17 protein-coding genes and 4 tRNA genes are annotated in these 19,753 nt (G+C 46.9%); all 21 read right to left on the minus strand.

Annotation, left to right across the window (positions count from 1 at the left end):
• The gene (rplW, locus tag ACFQ45_RS04615; RefSeq protein WP_377365803.1) at positions 1-297 is read right to left on the minus strand and encodes a 50S ribosomal protein L23; all 297 of its coding nucleotides are present in this window, start codon (positions 295-297) and stop codon (positions 1-3) included.
• Positions 294-899: a 50S ribosomal protein L4 gene (gene rplD, locus ACFQ45_RS04620; protein ID WP_377365805.1), complete on the minus strand. Its 606-nt coding sequence runs from the start codon at positions 897-899 to the stop codon at positions 294-296. Before rplD ends, rplW begins: the two co-directional genes overlap by 4 nt.
• A 12-nt stretch (positions 900-911) precedes the next feature.
• Positions 912-1,562, minus strand: coding sequence for a 50S ribosomal protein L3 (rplC, locus tag ACFQ45_RS04625; protein ID WP_452600444.1), 651 nt, complete (start codon positions 1,560-1,562; stop codon positions 912-914).
• Between the two features lie 115 nt (positions 1,563-1,677).
• On the minus strand, positions 1,678-1,989 hold the full coding sequence (gene rpsJ / locus ACFQ45_RS04630; protein WP_012071937.1) for a 30S ribosomal protein S10: 312 nt from the start codon (positions 1,987-1,989) through the stop codon (positions 1,678-1,680).
• A 196-nt stretch (positions 1,990-2,185) separates the two neighbouring features.
• Positions 2,186-3,409, minus strand: a complete 1,224-nt coding sequence (tuf, locus tag ACFQ45_RS04635) for an elongation factor Tu (protein ID WP_377365811.1) — start codon at positions 3,407-3,409, stop codon at positions 2,186-2,188.
• A 34-nt stretch (positions 3,410-3,443) separates the two neighbouring features.
• The gene (gene fusA / locus ACFQ45_RS04640) at positions 3,444-5,537 is read right to left on the minus strand and encodes an elongation factor G (protein ID WP_377365813.1); all 2,094 of its coding nucleotides are present in this window, start codon (positions 5,535-5,537) and stop codon (positions 3,444-3,446) included.
• 15 nt (positions 5,538-5,552) lie between these two features.
• Complete coding sequence (rpsG, locus tag ACFQ45_RS04645; RefSeq protein WP_377365815.1) at positions 5,553-6,026, minus strand: 30S ribosomal protein S7; 474 nt, start codon at positions 6,024-6,026, stop codon at positions 5,553-5,555.
• A 96-nt stretch (positions 6,027-6,122) separates the two neighbouring features.
• Positions 6,123-6,494 carry a 30S ribosomal protein S12 gene (gene rpsL / locus ACFQ45_RS04650; protein WP_013659444.1) on the minus strand — a complete coding sequence of 124 codons (372 nt, stop codon included), beginning with the start codon at positions 6,492-6,494 and terminating at the stop codon, positions 6,123-6,125.
• A gap of 132 nt (positions 6,495-6,626) precedes the next feature.
• Positions 6,627-10,832, minus strand: a complete 4,206-nt coding sequence (gene rpoC, locus ACFQ45_RS04655; protein ID WP_377365818.1) for a DNA-directed RNA polymerase subunit beta' — start codon at positions 10,830-10,832, stop codon at positions 6,627-6,629.
• A gap of 67 nt (positions 10,833-10,899) precedes the next feature.
• Entirely contained in the window at positions 10,900-15,003 is a 4,104-nt protein-coding gene (rpoB, locus tag ACFQ45_RS04660) for a DNA-directed RNA polymerase subunit beta (RefSeq protein WP_452600445.1), read from the minus strand.
• Between the two features lie 179 nt (positions 15,004-15,182).
• Complete coding sequence (gene rplL / locus ACFQ45_RS04665) at positions 15,183-15,557, minus strand: 50S ribosomal protein L7/L12 (RefSeq protein WP_377365820.1); 375 nt, start codon at positions 15,555-15,557, stop codon at positions 15,183-15,185.
• Positions 15,558-15,636: 79 nt separating this feature from the next.
• Complete coding sequence (rplJ, locus tag ACFQ45_RS04670) at positions 15,637-16,137, minus strand: 50S ribosomal protein L10 (RefSeq protein ID WP_377365821.1); 501 nt, start codon at positions 16,135-16,137, stop codon at positions 15,637-15,639.
• A 214-nt stretch (positions 16,138-16,351) separates the two neighbouring features.
• Positions 16,352-17,047, minus strand: a complete 696-nt coding sequence (gene rplA, locus ACFQ45_RS04675; RefSeq protein ID WP_377365822.1) for a 50S ribosomal protein L1 — start codon at positions 17,045-17,047, stop codon at positions 16,352-16,354.
• A complete protein-coding gene (gene rplK / locus ACFQ45_RS04680) occupies positions 17,047-17,481 on the minus strand; it encodes a 50S ribosomal protein L11 (RefSeq protein WP_377365823.1) in 435 nt (144 codons plus the stop codon). The genes rplA and rplK overlap by 1 nt, the downstream gene beginning before the upstream one ends.
• A 48-nt stretch (positions 17,482-17,529) precedes the next feature.
• The gene (gene nusG / locus ACFQ45_RS04685; protein WP_377365824.1) at positions 17,530-18,063 is read right to left on the minus strand and encodes a transcription termination/antitermination protein NusG; all 534 of its coding nucleotides are present in this window, start codon (positions 18,061-18,063) and stop codon (positions 17,530-17,532) included.
• 9 nt (positions 18,064-18,072) lie between these two features.
• On the minus strand, positions 18,073-18,441 hold the full coding sequence (gene secE, locus ACFQ45_RS04690; RefSeq protein ID WP_377365825.1) for a preprotein translocase subunit SecE: 369 nt from the start codon (positions 18,439-18,441) through the stop codon (positions 18,073-18,075).
• A gap of 40 nt (positions 18,442-18,481) precedes the next feature.
• A tRNA-Trp gene (locus ACFQ45_RS04695) sits at positions 18,482-18,557 on the minus strand.
• A gap of 117 nt (positions 18,558-18,674) precedes the next feature.
• A tRNA-Thr gene (locus tag ACFQ45_RS04700) sits at positions 18,675-18,750 on the minus strand.
• Positions 18,751-18,761: 11 nt separating this feature from the next.
• A tRNA-Gly gene (locus ACFQ45_RS04705) sits at positions 18,762-18,836 on the minus strand.
• 4 nt (positions 18,837-18,840) lie between these two features.
• Positions 18,841-18,924: transfer RNA gene (locus ACFQ45_RS04710), tRNA-Tyr, on the minus strand.
• A gap of 73 nt (positions 18,925-18,997) precedes the next feature.
• The gene (locus ACFQ45_RS04715; protein ID WP_377365826.1) at positions 18,998-19,750 is read right to left on the minus strand and encodes an SPOR domain-containing protein; all 753 of its coding nucleotides are present in this window, start codon (positions 19,748-19,750) and stop codon (positions 18,998-19,000) included.
• Between the last annotated feature and the right edge of the window lie 3 nt (positions 19,751-19,753).

A 19,753-nucleotide genomic window follows, 5' to 3' on the forward strand; every position in this document is an offset into this window, starting at 1 on the left:
TTATTCAGCGCCCAAGAAATCAATTTCTTGGCCTTCTGCCAAACGTACGTACGCTTTTTTAACGTCACTACGCTTGCCCAGGCCACGAACTGTACGCTTTGTTTTACCTTTGTGGTTCAACGTACGAACAGACTCAACTTTGACTTCAAACAACGCTTCGATTGCTTGTTTAATCTCTGGTTTAGTCGCGTCTTTAGTTACGCGGAAAACGTACTGACCGTTGCCTTCAGCTACGATCGTTGCTTTCTCAGAGATGTGTGGACCTAACAACACTTTATAAATGCGTTCGCCGATCATGCTAGTGCCTCCTCAACTTGTTTCAGAGCACCAACTGTCACCAACACTTTGTCGTAAGCAATCAGGCTAACAGGGTCAACAGACGCTGCATCAAGAACATCAACGTTTGGAATGTTACGCGCAGCTAGGAACAAGTTATCGTTCAGCTCGTGCGCAACAACAAGCGCGTTTTCAACATTCAATTCAGCCATTTTAGCTTTGAAAAGCTTAGTTTTTGGAGCTTCGATTGAAAGCTCTTCAACTACAACAAGACGGTCTTGACGAGCAAGCTCAGACCAGATGGTGCGCATCGCTGCACGGTACATCTTCTTGTTTACTTTCTGAGAGTGATCTTGTGTTTTCGCAGCGAAAGTCACACCACCAGAACGCCATAGAGGACTACGGATCGTACCAGCACGTGCGCGACCAGAACCTTTTTGTTTCCAAGGTTTACGGCCACCACCAGCCACTTCAGAGCGAGTTTTCTGAGCACGAGTACCTTGACGAGCACCAGCCAGGTAAGCTGTAACAACCTGGTGAACTAGCGCTTCGTTGTATTCACGCGCGAAGGCTACATCAGAAACTTCTACAGTTCCTTCAGCACCTGTAAGATTCAAGTTCATTGTCTACCCCTCTTAGCGAGCTTTAACTGCTGGTTGAACGATTACGTCACCATTAACAGCGCCAGGAACCGCACCTTTTACAAGGATAAGGTTACGCTCAGCATCAACGCGAACAACTTCTAGAGACTGAGTTGTTACTTGAGCTGCGCCCATGTGACCAGCCATCTTTTTGCCTTTCCAAACACGACCAGGTGTTTGACATTGACCGATGGAACCAGGAGCACGGTGAGACAATGAGTTACCGTGTGTAGCGTCTTGCGTACGGAAGTTATGACGCTTAACGCCACCTTGGAAGCCTTTACCTTTAGATTGACCAACAACGTCAACTTTAGAAATAGACTCAAAATCCGCAACTGTTAGCTCGTCGCCAACATTGATTTCTTTTTCGTCACCAGAAAGGCGGAACTCCCACAAACCACGACCCGCTTCTACGCTAGCTTTTGCAAAGTGACCTGCAGCAGCTTTTGTTACACGGTTAGCACGGCGAGTACCAACAGTTACTTGAACAGCTGAGTAGCCATCAGTATCTGCAGTTTTCACCTGTGTTACACGGTTCGGTTCAACCTCGATGACGGTTACTGGCACGGATACACCATCTTCGTTGAAGATACGTGTCATTCCGGCTTTACGTCCGACTAATTGAATAGCCATTTTATACCTCAATTGCCAGTTGTGTACGGGGCTATCACCCGCTACGGCTGATCATTCCAGATCATTCCACTAATGTGCTTAGGCCAACAGATTCCTGCTGGTTATCGCACCCCTAAAACTTTGGGGATTAACCCAAAGAAATTTGTACTTCCACGCCTGCCGCAAGATCTAGCTTCATTAGAGCATCAACTGTTTTTTCTGTTGGCTCAACGATGTCTAGAACACGTTTGTGAGTACGGATTTCGTATTGATCACGCGCATCTTTGTTTACGTGAGGAGAAATCAGTACTGTGTAACGCTCTTTGCGAGTAGGAAGTGGAATTGGACCACGTACTTGTGCACCAGTGCGCTTAGCAGTGTCCACAATCTCTTGCGTTGAAGCATCGATCAAACGGTGATCGAAAGCTTTCAAGCGAATACGGATTTTTTGGCTTTGCATTTCCAACTCCAAATACTATGTTCGATAGGCTGATTGAACAATAATTAACCTACCATCCTTATTTAAGGACGGCGAATGTTAGCCGCTTAGAAATTGGTTGTCAAGTAACCAATTAAAAAACGCCCAATACAAAAAAAGGCCGCCCAAAGAGCGACCTTTTTCGTAAAGCTAAATTAATTAATGCTTAAAGCAAAAATTATTTAAGAACTTTAGCTACAACACCAGCACCTACTGTACGACCACCTTCACGGATCGCGAAACGTAGACCTTCGTCCATCGCGATTGGGTGAATTAGAGTTACAGACATTTGGATGTTGTCACCTGGCATAACCATTTCTACGCCTTCTGGAAGCTCACAAGCACCAGTTACGTCAGTTGTACGGAAGTAGAACTGTGGACGGTAGCCTTTGAAGAATGGAGTGTGACGACCACCTTCATCTTTAGACAGAACGTATACTTCTGCTTCAAACTCAGTGTGAGGAGTGATAGAACCTGGCTTAGCCAATACTTGACCACGCTGAACGTCATCACGCTTAGTACCACGAAGTAGTACACCACAGTTCTCGCCTGCACGACCTTCGTCTAGAAGCTTACGGAACATCTCAACGCCAGTACAAGTTGTTTTAGTAGTATCTTTGATACCAACGATCTCAACTTCTTCACCAACCTTGATGATGCCGCGCTCAACACGACCAGTTACTACAGTACCACGACCTTGGATAGAGAATACGTCCTCGATAGGCATGATGAATGCACCGTCGATCGCACGCTCTGGCTCAGGAATGTACTCGTCTAGAGTTTCTACAAGCTTCTTAACAGCTGTAGTACCCATTTCGTTACCGTCTTCACCGTTCAATGCCATAAGAGCAGAACCTGGGATGATTGGAGTGTCATCGCCTGGGAAGTCGTATTCAGAAAGAAGGTCACGTAGTTCCATTTCAACTAGCTCTAGCATCTCTGCGTATTCTTCAGAGTCTGCACCGCCACAGTCTTCAGCAAGAAGGTCTGCTTTGTTTAGGAATACTACGATGTAAGGTACACCTACCTGACGAGAAAGAAGGATGTGCTCACGAGTCTGAGGCATTGGGCCGTCAGTTGCACCACATACTAGGATAGCGCCGTCCATTTGAGCCGCACCAGTGATCATGTTTTTAACATAATCGGCGTGTCCAGGACAGTCTACGTGTGCGTAGTGACGAGTAGGAGAATCGTACTCAACGTGAGAAGTCGCGATTGTGATACCACGCTCACGCTCTTCTGGAGCATTATCGATACCGTCAAATGCTACAGCTTCACCGCCAAATACTTCTGCACATACACGAGTAAGTGCTGCTGTTAGGGTAGTTTTACCGTGGTCAACGTGACCGATTGTACCAACGTTAACGTGTGGTTTACTACGTTCGAACTTTGCTTTTGCCATGATACATACACCTTATGATTAGTAAGTATGATGATTAAATTTCATTTTTGATGATCGCGTCTGCCACACTAGCTGGCGCTTCAGCGTATTTTAGGAATTCCATTGCATAACTTGCACGACCTTGCGACAAACTACGCACATCCGTTGCATATCCAAACATTTCACCCAAAGGCACTTCTGCTCGAATAATTTTTCCGGATGAGGAATCTTCCATACCCTGAACAAGTCCTCGACGACGATTCAGGTCACCCATCACGTCACCCATGTACTCTTCAGGGGTTACAACTTCTACTTTCATCACAGGCTCAAGAACACAAGGATCAGCATCTGCTGCGCCTTTCTTTAAACCTTGAGAAGCTGCAATTTTAAAGGCCATTTCATTAGAGTCAACATCATGGAATGATCCATCGAATAGCACTACTTTCAACCCAAGTAATGGGTAGCCAGCAATAACACCATTCTTCATTTGCTCTGAAACGCCTCGTTCAACTGCTGGGATGTATTCCTTCGGAATAACACCTCCGACAATCTCGTTAACAAACTCCAATCCTTCCTTTTCAGTTGGGATTAGTTTCATTACGACATGGCCATATTGACCACGACCACCAGACTGCCGCACAAATTTGTGGTTAACTTCCACTTCTTTGCGAATTTTCTCACGGTAGGAAACTTGAGGCTTACCAATGTTTGCCTCCACCTTGAATTCGCGTTTCATTCGATCCACTAGGATATCAAGGTGTAGCTCACCCATACCAGAGATAATGGTTTGACCTGTCTCTTCGTGAGTTTCAACGCGGAAAGATGGATCTTCCTGCGCTAACTTACCAAGAGCAATTGCCATTTTATCCTGATCAGCTTGAGACTTCGGCTCAACGGCTACAGAGATTACGGGTTCAGGGAACTCCATACGCTCCAAGACAACAATATCTTTGCCGTCACACAGCGTATCACCCGTGGTTACATCCTTCATACCAATCAGAGCTGCAATATCACCCGCCCTAACTTCTTTGATTTCTTCTCGGTTATTAGCATGCATTTGAACCATTCGGCCAACACGCTCTTTCTTATGTTTAACTGAGTTAAACACCGAGTCACCAGAGTTCAGAACTCCAGAGTAAACCCGTACAAAGGTTAATGTACCCACAAATGGGTCTGTCGCAATTTTAAACGCCAATGCAGCAAATGGCGCACTATCATCCGCTTCACGCGTGACAGGCGTTTCAGCATCTTGTAAAGTGCCTTCAATCGCCTTCACCTCAAGCGGTGACGGAAGATATTCTACAACAGCATCAAGTACCGCTTGCACACCTTTGTTCTTAAATGCAGAACCACAGGTAACCAATACGACCTCGTTTGCAAGCGTGCGAGCACGCAAGCCAGCTTTAATATCTTCAACGGACAAGTCTCCTTCTTCAAGGTACTTATCCATTAGCTCTTCATTTGCCTCAGCGGCGGCTTCGACCATCTTCTCGCGCCATTCTTCAGCGGTAGTAACAAGATCAGCCGGAATATCTTCCAAGCTGTATGTCATACCCTGATCTTCCTCGTTCCACATAATGGCTTTCATCAGAAGCAAATCAACAACACCCGCGAAGTTCTCTTCGGTTCCGATGTTGATTTGGATAGGCACTGCGTTAGCATTCAAACGCGTACCAAGCTGTCTTACAACACTAAAATAGTCCGCACCCGTACGATCCATCTTGTTGACGAATACCATACGTGGCACTTCATACTTATTAGCTTGACGCCAAACAGTTTCTGTTTGCGGTTGAACACCAGAAGAACCACATAACACAACGACAGCAGCATCCAGTACACGCAAAGAACGCTCCACCTCGATGGTGAAGTCTACGTGCCCAGGAGTATCGATAATGTTAATGCGGTGTTGATCAAACTGCTGACTCATACCACTCCAGAAGCAAGTTGTTGCTGCTGAAGTGATTGTGATGCCACGTTCTTGCTCCTGTTCCATCCAGTCCATGGTGGCAGCACCATCATGGACTTCACCGATCTTATGAGAAAGACCGGTGTAGAATAGAACACGCTCAGTAGTTGTCGTCTTACCCGCATCAACGTGCGCACAAATACCAATATTGCGGTAACGATTGATGGGTGTTTTACGTGCCACTTAAGCTTCTCCGGATTAGAAACGGTAGTGAGAGAACGCTTTGTTAGCGTCAGCCATACGGTGAACGTCTTCACGTTTCTTAACAGCTGAACCTTTGTTCTCAGATGCGTCTAGAATTTCACCTGCAAGACGTAGCGCCATTGATTTTTCGCCACGTTTACGAGCAGCTTCAACCAACCAACGCATAGAAAGCGCGGAACGACGAGCTGGACGAACTTCAACAGGTACTTGGTAAGTCGCACCACCTACACGGCGAGATTTAACCTCAACCATAGGTTGGATTGATTCTAGAGCTTTTTCGAAAACCGCCATTGGATCTTCGGATTTTGTACGCTGCGCAACAGTATCAAGCGCATTGTATACGATGCTCTCTGCTACAGATTTTTTGCCACTAACCATTACGTGGTTAATGAACTTAGCAAGAAGCTGGCTTCCGTGTTTAGGATCTGGAAGCACTTCACGCTTAGCGACGACGCGTCTTCTAGGCATGGATTATATCCTCTTCAGGTGAGTCCGAGACCATTTCTGTGCTCGGCCTTACTGTATTAAAAAATTATGTCTAAACGATTAAAGAAGTTTGAAAACTTACTTAGGACGTTTAGTACCGTATTTAGAACGGCCTTGCTTACGATTTTGTACGCCAGAAGTATCCAAGCTACCACGAACAGTGTGGTAACGAACACCTGGAAGGTCTTTTACACGACCGCCACGAATCAGCACTACGCTGTGTTCCTGTAGGTTGTGACCTTCACCACCGATGTATGAAGTTACTTCGAAGCCGTTAGTCAAGCGAACACGACATACTTTACGCAAAGCCGAGTTAGGCTTTTTAGGTGTAGTAGTATATACGCGAGTGCAGACACCGCGGCGTTGCGGACAAGCTTGTAACGCAGGAACGTCACTTTTTGCCACTTTACGTTTACGTGGTTTACGAACCAACTGGTTAACGGTTGCCATTTAACAAGCTCCACATCCAATCTTTATGGCGGAAATCGCCAAAATTAAGGAGGCGCAAGTGTAATTTGCGCCTATAAAACAGTCAATAGGGAGGCGAACAAAAATTCACCTCCCTTGCATTTACAATGACTTCTAGTCTTTTAGTGCCGCACTCAATGCTTCTTCTACATCAGAAGCGCTGACAGTTGCACTGCTTTCAGTCGTTGTTTCTAGCGCACGCTCTTTCTTAAGCTTACGCTCGCTGTGGTATGCCAAACCTGTACCCGCTGGGATCAGACGACCTACTACAACGTTTTCTTTCAGACCACGTAGGTGGTCTTTCTTACCTGTTACTGCACCTTCGGTCAGCACTCGAGTTGTCTCTTGGAACGATGCCGCAGAGATGAAAGACTCAGTTGCCAAAGAAGCTTTAGTAATACCAAGCAATACGCGCTCGTACTTCGCAGGGAAACGACTTTCGGCTTCAGCAGCTTCGTTCGCTTCTTGCATCTGCGTGTATTCTACTTGGTCACCCTGAATCAGGTTGGTATCCCCTGAGTCAGTGATGTCTACTTTGCGTAGCATCTGACGCACAATGACTTCGATGTGCTTGTCGTTGATACCTACACCTTGTAGACGGTAAACCTCTTGGATCTCATTAGTGATGTAATCAGTCAATGCCACTACACCTTTCAGACGCAAGATGTCATGTGGGTTCAACGGACCATCAGCAATGATTTCACCCTTCTCAACTTCTTCACCATCGAAGATGTTGATTTGACGCCATTTTGGAATCAAGGTTTCGATTGGATCGTTTCCGTCTTGTGGTGTAATAACCAAACGGATCTTACCTTTCGTCTCTTTACCAAAACTCACCACACCAGAAGCTTCTGCCATGACAGCAGGATCTTTTGGACGACGCGCCTCAAACAAGTCAGCTACACGTGGCAAACCACCGGTGATGTCCTTGTTACCTTGAGATTCTTGTGGGATACGAGCAAGTACTTCACCAGTCTTGATCGTCGCACCGTGATCTAGGCTTAACAAGGCCTTCTCAGGCAGCATGTATTGAACCGGCATTTCAGTACCAGGAATCATCACTGGAGCACCGTTTTCGTCTACCACAGAGATCGTAGGACGCAGATCCTTACCTGAAGATGGACGATCACGCATTTCCAATACTTCGATAGTAGTCAAACCTGTCAATTCATCTGATTGGCGACGGATGGTAACACCCTCTTCCATACCAGAGAATTCTAGACGACCTTCCATCTCAGATACGATTGGGTGAGTGTGAGGGTCCCAGTTAGCCAACACTTGGCCTGCGGTCACTTCATCACCTTCACGTACGCTCAATACCGCACCGTATGGAAGCTTGTAACGTTCTTTCTCACGACCTGCCTCATCAGCGATCGCCAATTCAGAAGAACGAGACACTACAACCAATTGGCCGCCTTCACGCTCGATACTCTTCATTTTGTGGAAACGAACAGTACCTGCACTCTTCACTTGAACACTGTCTACTGCAGATGCTCGAGATGCCGCACCACCAATGTGGAAGGTACGCATTGTAAGCTGTGTACCTGGCTCACCGATGGATTGTGCAGCCACAACACCAATCGCCTCACCAATGTTCACAAGGTGACCACGGGCTAGGTCACGTCCGTAACACTTACCACATACACCATGCTTCGTCTCACAAGAAATAACAGAGCGAACAACCATCTCATCGACACCAGCTGCCTCAATCGCACGAACGTTATGCTCGTCAATCAAAACACCTGCTTCAACGATCAGATTGCCTTTCGCATCCATAACGTCCTGAGCAACTACACGACCAAGTACACGCTGACCCAATGGTACTACTACGTCACCGCCTTCAATCAGTGCACTTACCACTAGACCATTGTCAGTACCACAATCTACTTCTGTGATAACCAAGTCTTGTGCAACGTCTACTAGACGACGAGTTAGGTAACCAGAGTTCGCTGTTTTCAAAGCGGTATCGGCTAGACCCTTACGCGCACCGTGAGTAGAGGTAAAGTACTGTAGTACCGATAGACCTTCACGGAAGTTCGCAGTAATCGGTGTCTCGATGATAGAGCCATCCGGCTTCGCCATCAGACCACGCATACCACCTAGCTGACGCATCTGAGCCACACTACCACGGGCACCAGAGTCGGCCATCATGTAGACAGAGTTGAACGACTGTTGTTCTACCTCGTTACCTTCTTTATCGATAACGGTTTCTTTCGCCAAGTTTTTCATCATGGCTTCAGTAACGGTTTCGTTGGTACGAGACCACAAGTCGATTACCTTGTTGTACTTCTCGCCTTGAGTTACAAGACCATCAGCAAACTGGTATTCAATCTCTTTAACTTCTTCTTCTGCACGAGCAATGATGTCAACTTTCTCTGGTGGGATAACAAAGTCATCAACACCAACAGAAGAACCAGAAGCCGTCGCGTACTGGAAGCCTGTGTACATCAATTGGTCAGCAAAGATACAAGTCTCTTTTAGACCTACCTTACGGTAACATTCGTTAATCAAGCTTGAGATTGCTTTCTTTTTCATCGGCTGATTGATAACCGAGAACGGTAGGCCATCAGGCACGATATCAAATAGCAATGCACGACCTACGGTCGTATCAACGATGAATGTTGAAGGAATTTTTTCACCTTCAAGCGTCGTGTCAACTTGATTCACACGAACTTTAATCTTCGCGTGCAGATCAATTTGTTTTGCGCCGTATGCACGGTGTACTTCTTTGATATCAGCGAAGGCCATGCCCTCACCTTTCGCGTTGATTTTTTCACGCGTCATGTAGTACAGACCCAATACCACGTCCTGAGAAGGTACGATAATTGGCTCACCGTTTGCTGGAGACAAAATGTTGTTGGTAGACATCATTAACGCACGGGCTTCAAGTTGAGCCTCGATTGTCAACGGTACGTGTACCGCCATTTGGTCACCGTCGAAGTCGGCGTTGTAGGCCGCACACACTAGTGGGTGCAACTGAATCGCTTTACCTTCGATTAGAATCGGCTCAAACGCTTGGATACCCAAACGGTGAAGCGTCGGCGCACGGTTAAGCATTACAGGGTGTTCGCGGATAACTTCATCAAGAATATCCCACACTTCAGGTGTTTCACGCTCAACCATTTTCTTCGCAGCTTTGATGGTTGTCGCCATGCCGCGAAGTTCTAATTTAGAGAAGATGAAAGGCTTGAATAATTCAAGAGCCATCTTCTTAGGCAGACCACATTGGTGCAGACGTAGAGAAGGACCTACTGTAATTACAGAACGGCCAGAGTAATCTACACGTTTACCCAAAAGGTTCTGACGGAAACGACCTTGCTTACCTTTGATCATATCAGCCAAAGATTTAAGCGGACGCTTGTTTGAACCTGTGATCGCACGGCCACGACGACCGTTGTCTAGCAACGCATCCACAGACTCTTGCAACATACGTTTTTCGTTACGTACGATGATGTCTGGAGCAGATAGCTCTAGTAGGCGTTTCAGACGGTTGTTACGGTTGATCACGCGACGGTATAAGTCGTTCAGGTCAGATGTCGCAAAACGGCCACCTTCTAGTGGAACTAGAGGGCGAAGATCTGGCGGCAATACTGGTAGAACGTCAAGTACCATCCACTCTGGGTTGTTACCAGAATGATGGAACGCTTCGATCAACTTAAGACGCTTAGATAGCTTCTTAATACGTGTTTCAGAGTTTGTCGCATTCAACTCTTCACGCATTGTGCTGATTTCTTCTGGCAGATCCATGTCGCGTAGCAACATCTGGATTGCCTCAGCACCCATGCGAGCGTCGAATTCGTCACCAAACTCTTCTAGCGCCTCGAAGTATTGCTCATCGTTCAACAGCTGACCTTTTTCTAGCGTTGTCATGCCAGGATCAATAACGATGAAAGATTCGAAGTACAATACACGCTCAATATCACGTAGGGTCATATCCATGATAAGACCGATACGAGATGGAAGAGATTTTAGGAACCAAATGTGAGCAACAGGAGAAGCTAGCTCAATATGCCCCATACGCTCACGGCGCACTTTAGACAACGCAACTTCTACACCACACTTCTCACAAATAACACCACGGTGCTTTAGACGCTTGTACTTACCACACAAGCACTCATAGTCCTTGATAGGACCAAAAATTTTGGCACAGAACAGACCGTCACGTTCAGGCTTGAACGTACGGTAGTTGATGGTTTCTGGCTTTTTAACTTCACCAAAAGACCATGAACGAATCATATCTGGAGAAGCTAAGCCAATGCGAATCGCATCAAACTCTTCTGATTGTCCCTGTGTTTTTAGAAGACCTAATAAGTCTTTCATGGATATTCGCCCCACTCGTAAGGCCGGGGAAGCTTAGCTTCCCCAGCAGGTCAAATGTGATTCGTGCCTATTCGTTTTCTAGCTCGATATCGATACCAAGAGAACGGATTTCTTTCACCAATACGTTAAAGGACTCAGGCATGCCTGGTTCCATACGGTGATCGCCGTCTACGATGTTTTTGTACATCTTAGTACGACCGTTCACGTCGTCCGATTTCACGGTTAGCATTTCTTGTAGCGTGTAGGCAGCACCGTATGCTTCAAGTGCCCAGACCTCCATCTCACCGAAACGCTGACCACCGAACTGAGCTTTACCACCCAGCGGCTGCTGAGTAACCAAGCTGTAAGAGCCAGTAGAACGAGCGTGCATCTTATCATCTACCAAGTGGTTCAACTTGAGCATGTACATGTAACCTACGGTTACAGGACGCTCAAACGCTTCACCGGTACGGCCGTTGAACAGCTTGATCTGACCGCTTTCATTGATGCCAGCTAGACGCAACATACGCTTGATTTCAGCTTCTTTCGCACCATCGAAGGCACCAGATGCCATTGGCACACCTTTCTTAAGGTTAGCTGCCAACACTAGAATCTCTTCATCAGAGAAACTGTCTAGGTCTTCTGTGCGAGCTGGGCGTAGATCACCTTCATGACCGTTATAGATTTCGCCTAGGAATTCACGAAGCTCTTTAACTGTCTCGGCTTTTTCGCGCTCAACTTGGATCATTTCGTTGATCTTACGACCCAAACCTTTCGCTGCTGCACCCAAGTGAGTTTCAAGTACCTGACCAACGTTCATACGAGACGGTACACCCAATGGGTTCAGTACGATATCAACCGGATCACCGTTTTCATCGTACGGCATGTCTTCAACAGGCATGATCTTAGAGATTACACCCTTGTTACCGTGACGACCGGCCATCTTGTCACCAGGCTGGATACGACGCTTGATAGCCACGTAAACCTTAACGATCTTCAACACACCAGGTGCCAAATCATCGCCTGTTTGTAGCTTACGTTTCTTATCTTCAAATTTCGCATCAAGGTCTTTACGACGCTCAATCAAAGCAGCTTGCGCTTTTTCAAGCTGTTCGCTGGCTTCTTCGTTCGCTACGCGAATCTTGAACCACTCAGGGTGATCTAGGTTTGCTAGATACTCTTCTGTGATGACTGCGTTGCGAGCAAGGCCAGGACCACCTTCTGCTTGTTGACCTACTAGCGCTTCCGCTAGACGCTCAAACGTCGCTTTCTCAACGATACGGAACTCTTCATTGAGATCTTTACGTACTTGATCAAGCTGCGCTTTTTCAATCGATTTCGCACGCTCATCTTTTTCGATGCCGTCACGAGTAAAGACTTGAACGTCGATAACAGTACCGCGAGTACCTGTCTTAACGCGCTGAGAAGTATCTTTAACATCAGATGCTTTCTCACCGAAGATCGCACGCAATAGCTTCTCTTCTGGTGTTAGTTGCGTTTCGCCTTTAGGCGTCACTTTACCAACTAGGATGTCACCAGGTTCCACTTCTGCACCGATGTAAACCACACCAGAGCTGTCTAGTTTAGACAGAGCACCTTCACCCACGTTAGGGATATCGGCTGTGATTTCTTCAGGCCCAAGCTTAGTATCACGAGCCACACACGTCAGCTCTTGGATATGAATCGAAGTAAAACGATCTTCTTCTACAACGCGCTCAGATACTAGGATCGAGTCCTCGAAGTTGAAACCATTCCAAGGCATGAATGCGATACGCATGTTTTGACCAAGAGCCAAATCACCCATATCCACAGAAGGGCCGTCAGCCATGATATCACCGCGAGATACCTTGTCGCCTTTTAGGACAAGCGTACGCTGGTTGATACATGTGTTCTGGTTAGAACGAACGTATTTAGTCAGGTTGTAGATATCCACACCCGCTTCGCCCGCTTCTGTTTCTTCTGAGTTCACACGTACTACGATACGGCTAGCATCCACAGACTCGATCTCACCACCACGACGGGCAACGATACAAACACCAGAGTCTTTGGCTACGTTTTTCTCCATACCGGTACCAACCACAGGCTTTTCAGCAATCAGTGTTGGTACTGCTTGACGTTGCATGTTCGATCCCATCAATGCGCGGTTCGCGTCATCGTGCTCAAGGAACGGGATCAAAGAAGCCGCAACAGAAACAACCTGACGTGGTGACACGTCCATTAGGTTCACTTTTTCTTTTGGAATAAGTGTAGTTTCGTGCATGTGACGAACCTGAACTAGCTCATCAACTAGGCGACCTTCTTCGTCTACATTTGCAGACGCTTGTGCAATAACATATTTCGCTTCATCGATTGCAGAAACATAAACTGTTTCGTCTGTCATCTTACCATCGACTACTTTACGGTAAGGCGTTTCCAAGAAGCCGTAGCTGTTGGTGCGCGCGTAAGTAGACAAAGAGTTGATCAAACCGATGTTTGGACCTTCCGGCGTTTCGATTGGACATACACGACCATAGTGGGTTGCGTGAACGTCTCGAACCTCAAAGCCAGCGCGTTCACGAGTTAGACCACCGGGGCCTAATGCAGAAACACGACGCTTGTGAGTAACTTCTGAAAGCGGGTTGTTTTGGTCCATGAACTGAGACAATTGGCTAGAACCAAAGAATTCTTTGATTGCAGCAGCAACTGGCTTAGCGTTCAACAAGTCTTGTGGCATAAGGCCATCCGCTTCTGCCATAGACAGACGCTCTTTTACAGCACGCTCAACACGTACCAAGCCAACGCGGAATTGGTTCTCAGCCATCTCACCCACAGAGCGGATACGGCGGTTACCCAAGTGGTCGATATCATCAACCATGCCGTTACCGTTACGGATGTCTAGCAATGTTTTCAGAACAGCGATGATGTCATCGTTGTCTAGGATGCCAGCACCTTCATCTTCATCACGACCAAGACGGCGGTTAAACTTCATTCGGCCTACGCCAGAAAGGTCGTAACGGTCTTCAGAGAAGAACAAACCTTGGAACAAAGCTTCAGCCGACTCTTTGGTAGGCGGCTCGCCAGGACGCATCATGCGGTAGATTTCTACCAACGCTTCCAACTGATTGTTAGTCGGATCGATACGTAGCGTATCAGAGATGAATGGACCGTTATCTAGGTCATTCGTGTACAGCACGTCGATTTCATTGATGCCTGCAGCAATAAGTGCTTCCAGCAGATCAACCGACATTTCTGTGTTCGCTTCAGCGATAAGTTCGCCCGTGCTTGGATGCACTAGGTTCTTAGCCGTCACTTTACCCAACAGGTACTCTAGCGGTACAGAGAGACGCTCTAGACCAGCTTTTTCCATCTGACGGATGTGTTTAGCAGTGATACGGCGACCTTCTTCAACGATTTGATTGCCATCTTGGTCAGCAATATCAAACAGTGCTGTCTCACCACGTAGGCGGTTAGCAATAAGCTCCATTTCTACGCCGTCACGGCTTAAGTAGAAACGAGTCGTGTTGAAGAATGTACCTAGGATTTCTTCTGTATCGAAACCAAGCGCACGTAACAGGATTGTTACAGGCAACTTACGACGGCGGTCGATACGAACAAAGACGCAGTCTTTTGGATCAAACTCGAAGTCCAACCAGGAACCACGGTATGGGATCACGCGAGCAGAATGCAGCAGTTTGCCAGAAGAGTGAGTCTTACCACGATCGTGGTCAAAGAACACACCTGGTGAACGGTGCAACTGAGATACGATAACACGCTCAGTTCCGTTAATTACAAACGTACCGTTTTCTGTCATGAGCGGAATTTCGCCCATGTAAACTTCTTGCTCACGAATGTCTTTGATCGCCTTATTCGCAGACTCTTTATCGTAAATGATAAGACGAACGCGAACACGCAAAGGAGCGGCATACGTAACACCACGTAGCTGACACTCTTTCACATCAAATACAGGCTTGCCTAAGCGGTAATCGACGTATTCTAGCGCCGCATTGCCGGAAAAGCTGACCATTGGAAAGACAGATTTAAAGGCCCCATGCAGACCCAGTTCCCCACGCTCCGCAGGATTTTTACCTTCCTGCAGGAAGTTACGGTAGGATTCAAGCTGAATTGCCAGCAAGTATGGCACATCCAAAACGGGCGGCAGTTTACCGAAATCCTTACGGATACGTTTTTTCTCAGTGTATGAGTAAGCCATCAGCATTCCCCAGCTTGTGCACATTGACGCAAAAGGCCTCTTATCAGGCCTTACCGAAATGAGAGATATTCTCTCATTGAAAATCTTAATATTTTGTCTGGGTTTTAGAAACCCAAAAAGGCCGGTGGCAAAAACCACCAGCCATTTCGACTAAATGTCGAATTTTTGCGAAGCAAGTATCATTACTTGATTTCGACAGAAGCACCTGCTTCTTCAAGCTCTTTCTTAAGAGCTTCCGCTTCTTCTTTAGAAGCGCCTTCTTTAACAGTCGCTGGAGCGCCGTCAACCATGCCTTTAGCTTCTTTCAGGCCAAGACCAGTTGCTGCACGTACAGCTTTGATAACGTTAACTTTCTTATCGCCTGCAGCAGTAAGAACAACGTCAAATTCAGTTTGCTCAGCAGCAGCTGCGCCAGCATCGCCAGCAGCTGGGCCAGCAGCAACAGCTGCAGCAGCTGTTACGCCGAATTTTTCTTCCATTGCTTCGATCAGTTCAACAACGTCCATTACGGACATTTCTGCTACTGCATTGATGATATCTTCTTTAGTTAGAGCCATGACTCAGATTTCCTAACATTTTGTAGTTGCCATGATTGGCAACAAAAACCAATTGAATTCAAGTAAGTGCGCTTTAAAATTACGCTGCTTCTTGTTCTTTCTGATCGCGAATCGCCGCAAGAGTACGTGCAAGTTTGCTTGTCGCACCTTGAATAACGCTCATTAGTTTCGCGATTGCTTCGTCGTATGTTGGCAAAGATGCCAAACGATCGATGTCGCCAGCTGGGATCAACTCACCGTTGAACGCCAATGCTTTCACTTCAAATTTGTCGTTCTCTTTCGCGAAAGTTTTCAACAAACGAGCTGCCGCACCTGGGTGCTCGTTAGAGAATGCGATAAGAGTTGGACCAACGAAGCTTTCTTGTAAGCATTCGAAGTCAGTGCCTTCAACTGCGCGGCGAGCTAGAGTATTACGTACTACACGTACGTATACGCCAGCTTCGCGTGCTTGCTTGCGAAGAGCAGTCATGTCAGTCACGGTTACACCGCGAGAGTCAGCTACTACAGCAGACAAGGCGCCTTTAGCAACTTCGCTAACTTCGGCGACAATGGCTTTTTTGTCTTCTAGACCTAATGCCACTGGTTTTCTCCTGGATTAGCAGGGCTATGCCCTAATTTTACCAACTCCCCGAAAAAATTTCGGAGTACTCACTGGTGAGTAAGATCCAGTTTATGTTCTGAATCGGGCCACACCATCTGCGCAGGACAAACGTTTCTCAACGTTCTGATTAAATCACTAGATTCCTGCGGTCTTTGACGGCCTATACATAATGTACAGGCCCCAAAGCTCTGACTTAGAAGCTCAAAGCACCTAAATCAATTTGTAGACCAGGTCCCATTGTAGAGGACAAAGTCACTTTCTTCATGTAGATACCTTTAGAAGACGCAGGCTTAGCACGACGTAGGTCAGCTAGAAGCGCTTCCAAGTTACCTTTGATAGCATCCGCAGCGAAGTCGATAGAACCAACGCCAGCGTGGATGATACCATTTTTGTCTGTACGGTAACGAGCTTGACCTGCTTTAGCGTTCTTAACCGCTGTAGCAACATCAGGCGTTACAGTACCAACTTTAGGGTTAGGCATAAGACCACGAGGACCAAGCACCTGACCTAGTTGACCAACGATACGCATCGCATCAGGAGAAGCGATTACTACGTCGAAGTCTAGGTTACCAGCTTTAACTTGCTCAGCAAGGTCTTCAAAACCTACAACGTCTGCACCAGCTTCTTTAGCTGCTTCAGCGTTTGCACCTTGTGCGAATACAGCAACGCGAACGTCTTTACCTGTACCGTTAGGAAGAACTGTAGAACCACGAACAACCTGATCAGATTTACGTGGATCAACGCCTAGGTTAACAGATACGTCTACAGACTCTTTGAACTTAACAGTAGAAAGCTCAGATAGAAGAGCAATAGCTTCTTCTACAGAGTAAAGTTTCGTTGCGTCTACTTTTTCAGCGATCAAGCGAGCGCGTTTAGTTAGCTTAGCCATTAGTTCACACCCTCAACATCTAGACCCATTGCACGTGCACTACCTGCGATAGTACGTACGGCAGCATCCATATCCGCTGCAGTCAAATCAGCCTGCTTAGCATTAACGATCTCTTCAAGTTGAGCACGAGTAACTGTACCCACTTTTTGAGTGTTTGGACGTGGAGAACCACTCTTGATGCCAGCAGCTTTCTTAAGAAGCACTGCAGCAGGAGTAGATTTCGTTTCGAATGTGAAGCTACGGTCACTGTAAACAGTGATGATAACTGGTGTTGGAAGACCAGGTTCTACGCCTTGAGTTTTGGCGTTGAACGCTTTACAGAATTCCATGATGTTCACACCGTGTTGACCAAGTGCTGGACCAACTGGTGGACTTGGGTTCGCTTGACCCGCTTTAACTTGTAGCTTGATGTAAGCTTGGACTTTTTTAGCCATTATTTACTCCAGATGGGTCACCGCCCGAAGGCTACCCGTTTAATACAATCAGGTCTTTTCAACCTGACTAAATTCCAAATCAACCGGTGTAGAGCGCCCAAAGATAAGCACTGCCACCTTGATTCGGCTTTTATCGTAGTCAACCTCTTCAACCACACCGTTAAAGTCAGCAAATGGACCTTCGTTCACACGAACCACTTCACCCACTTCAAACAATGTCTTAGGACGAGGTTTATCCACACCTTCATTAACACGCTGCAGAATCGCATCTGCTTCGCGGTCAGTGATAGGTGAAGGCTTGTCCGCCGTACCGCCAATAAAGCCTAGTACGCGCGTTGTACCTTTAACCAAGTGCCAAGAGTCATCGTTCATATCCATTTGGACTAACACATATCCTGGATAGAACTTACGCTCACTCTTGCGTTTTTTGCCGTCACGAATCTCAACCACTTCCTCAGTCGGAACTAGGATATCGCCGAACAAATCTTCCATGCCCATAATGCCAACACGCTCTTTGAGCGAGCGCATTACGTGCTTTTCATAACCTGAGTACGCTTGTACCACATACCATCGTTTCGCCACGAGCAACTCCTAACCTATTACTGCAGAAACGATCCAGCCAAGGAGCGAATCAACTCCCCACAGTACGAGAGACATAAAAATAACAACAGCCAACACGATCAAAGTCGTCTGAACTGTTTCCTGTCTCGTTGGCCATACAACACGACGTATTTCAGTCTTAGCTTCTCTTGCTAATTTTGCAAAAGAACGCCCTTTCGCTGTATTAAGCGCAACAAAACCTGCAATACCCGCCAAAACCACAACAGCAATCAAGCGATACAGCAATGACTCAGCAGAATAAAAGTTGTTCCCAACAACCGCTACAGCAACAAGAAGGACAACAACAGCCCACTTAAAAACGTCTCCGCGAGACTCTTGAGTTTCAGCATTCGAACTCATACTTCAGGTGATCCCTAGCTAAGAAATTGGATACGAAAGATGGCAGGCCAAGAGGGACTCGAACCCCCAACAGCCGGTTTTGGAAACCGGTGCTCTACCAATTGAACTATTGGCCTACATTCGTATGGGCGGAGGATGATACCGACTTGCTTAAATTTTAGCAAGAGGTATTTGCCCAAAAATCAGACAATAAAAAAGGCGGATGATCCACCTATTTTCGCATTTAGAAATGCTGGAGCTCATGAGCAGACTTGAACTGCCGACCTCACCCTTACCAAGGGTGTGCTCTACCAACTGAGCTACATGAGCTTAAATATAGTTGGAGCGGGTAGCGGGAATCGAACCCGCCTCTTCAGCTTGGAAGGCTGAGGTAATAGCCACTATACCATACCCGCTTAATGGTGGAGGGAGGTGGATTCGAACCACCGAAACTTTCGTGGCAGATTTACAATCTGCTCCCTTTGGCCACTCGGGAACCCCTCCACAAGCTAAGCATTGCTCGCAACACCCCAAAAGGTGGAAGCCATTATATGAATCGATTTTTCAATTGCAAGCGCTAGCAAGGATTTTTTTCTACTTTTATTAATAGCTTGGAAAAATCCAATTGTTCCATCACAGCTTGCCATTGAGACTCACGTATTGGCTCACTCAACATCAGCTCATATAAGTTCACAGTGCGCTCATGGGTATAAATCTGCACATCCATCCGACTACGCTCTGCAATAGTCGCCTGAGCCTGTTGTGCACGGGGCTCGGAGGAGTAGAGACCAAGGGAGATACGATTCTTCATTTCGCCACGAGCAATCACATAACTATCAATTTTTAGTGTCTTTAGTCGTAAAACAATGTCATCTGCTGCCTTACTGGTGGCTGGCGCGGGAATATACAGCCAATACTTTTCTCTACGCCCGGTCGTTTCATTCTGGGTAAATGCTAAACCTGCCTGTTCTAACGTTGCCATCACTTGTCGTCGATCTGCGTCACGCTCTAACGCAACAATGGGGCACAGTAAAGCATCCTCTGACTGCGACTCAGTTGATGCCACAACTTGAGAAGTACCACTTTGCGCTTGCAACTCGGCATTCGCAATCGCCGCCGCTAACTGCTCTTGCACCTGATCACTCGCCGCAGGCACATTGTTTTGAGGCACTGAATCCACTGGCCTGCGTTCATCTACTAAGTAGACTCTTTCACTCACTGGTGGAGCATAAACCGATTCCCTTGGAGGCTGTTGCTCGGATGCAGCAAAACCCTGCCACCCCATCACCGCAGCGTTCGCCAGGACCAAGAGTAAAAACAACCACTTCATGAC

The sequence above is a fragment of the Rhodanobacter aciditrophus genome, assembly GCF_042679525.1.
Classification (GTDB): Bacteria; Pseudomonadota; Gammaproteobacteria; order Pseudomonadales; family Marinomonadaceae; genus Marinomonas; species Marinomonas aciditrophus.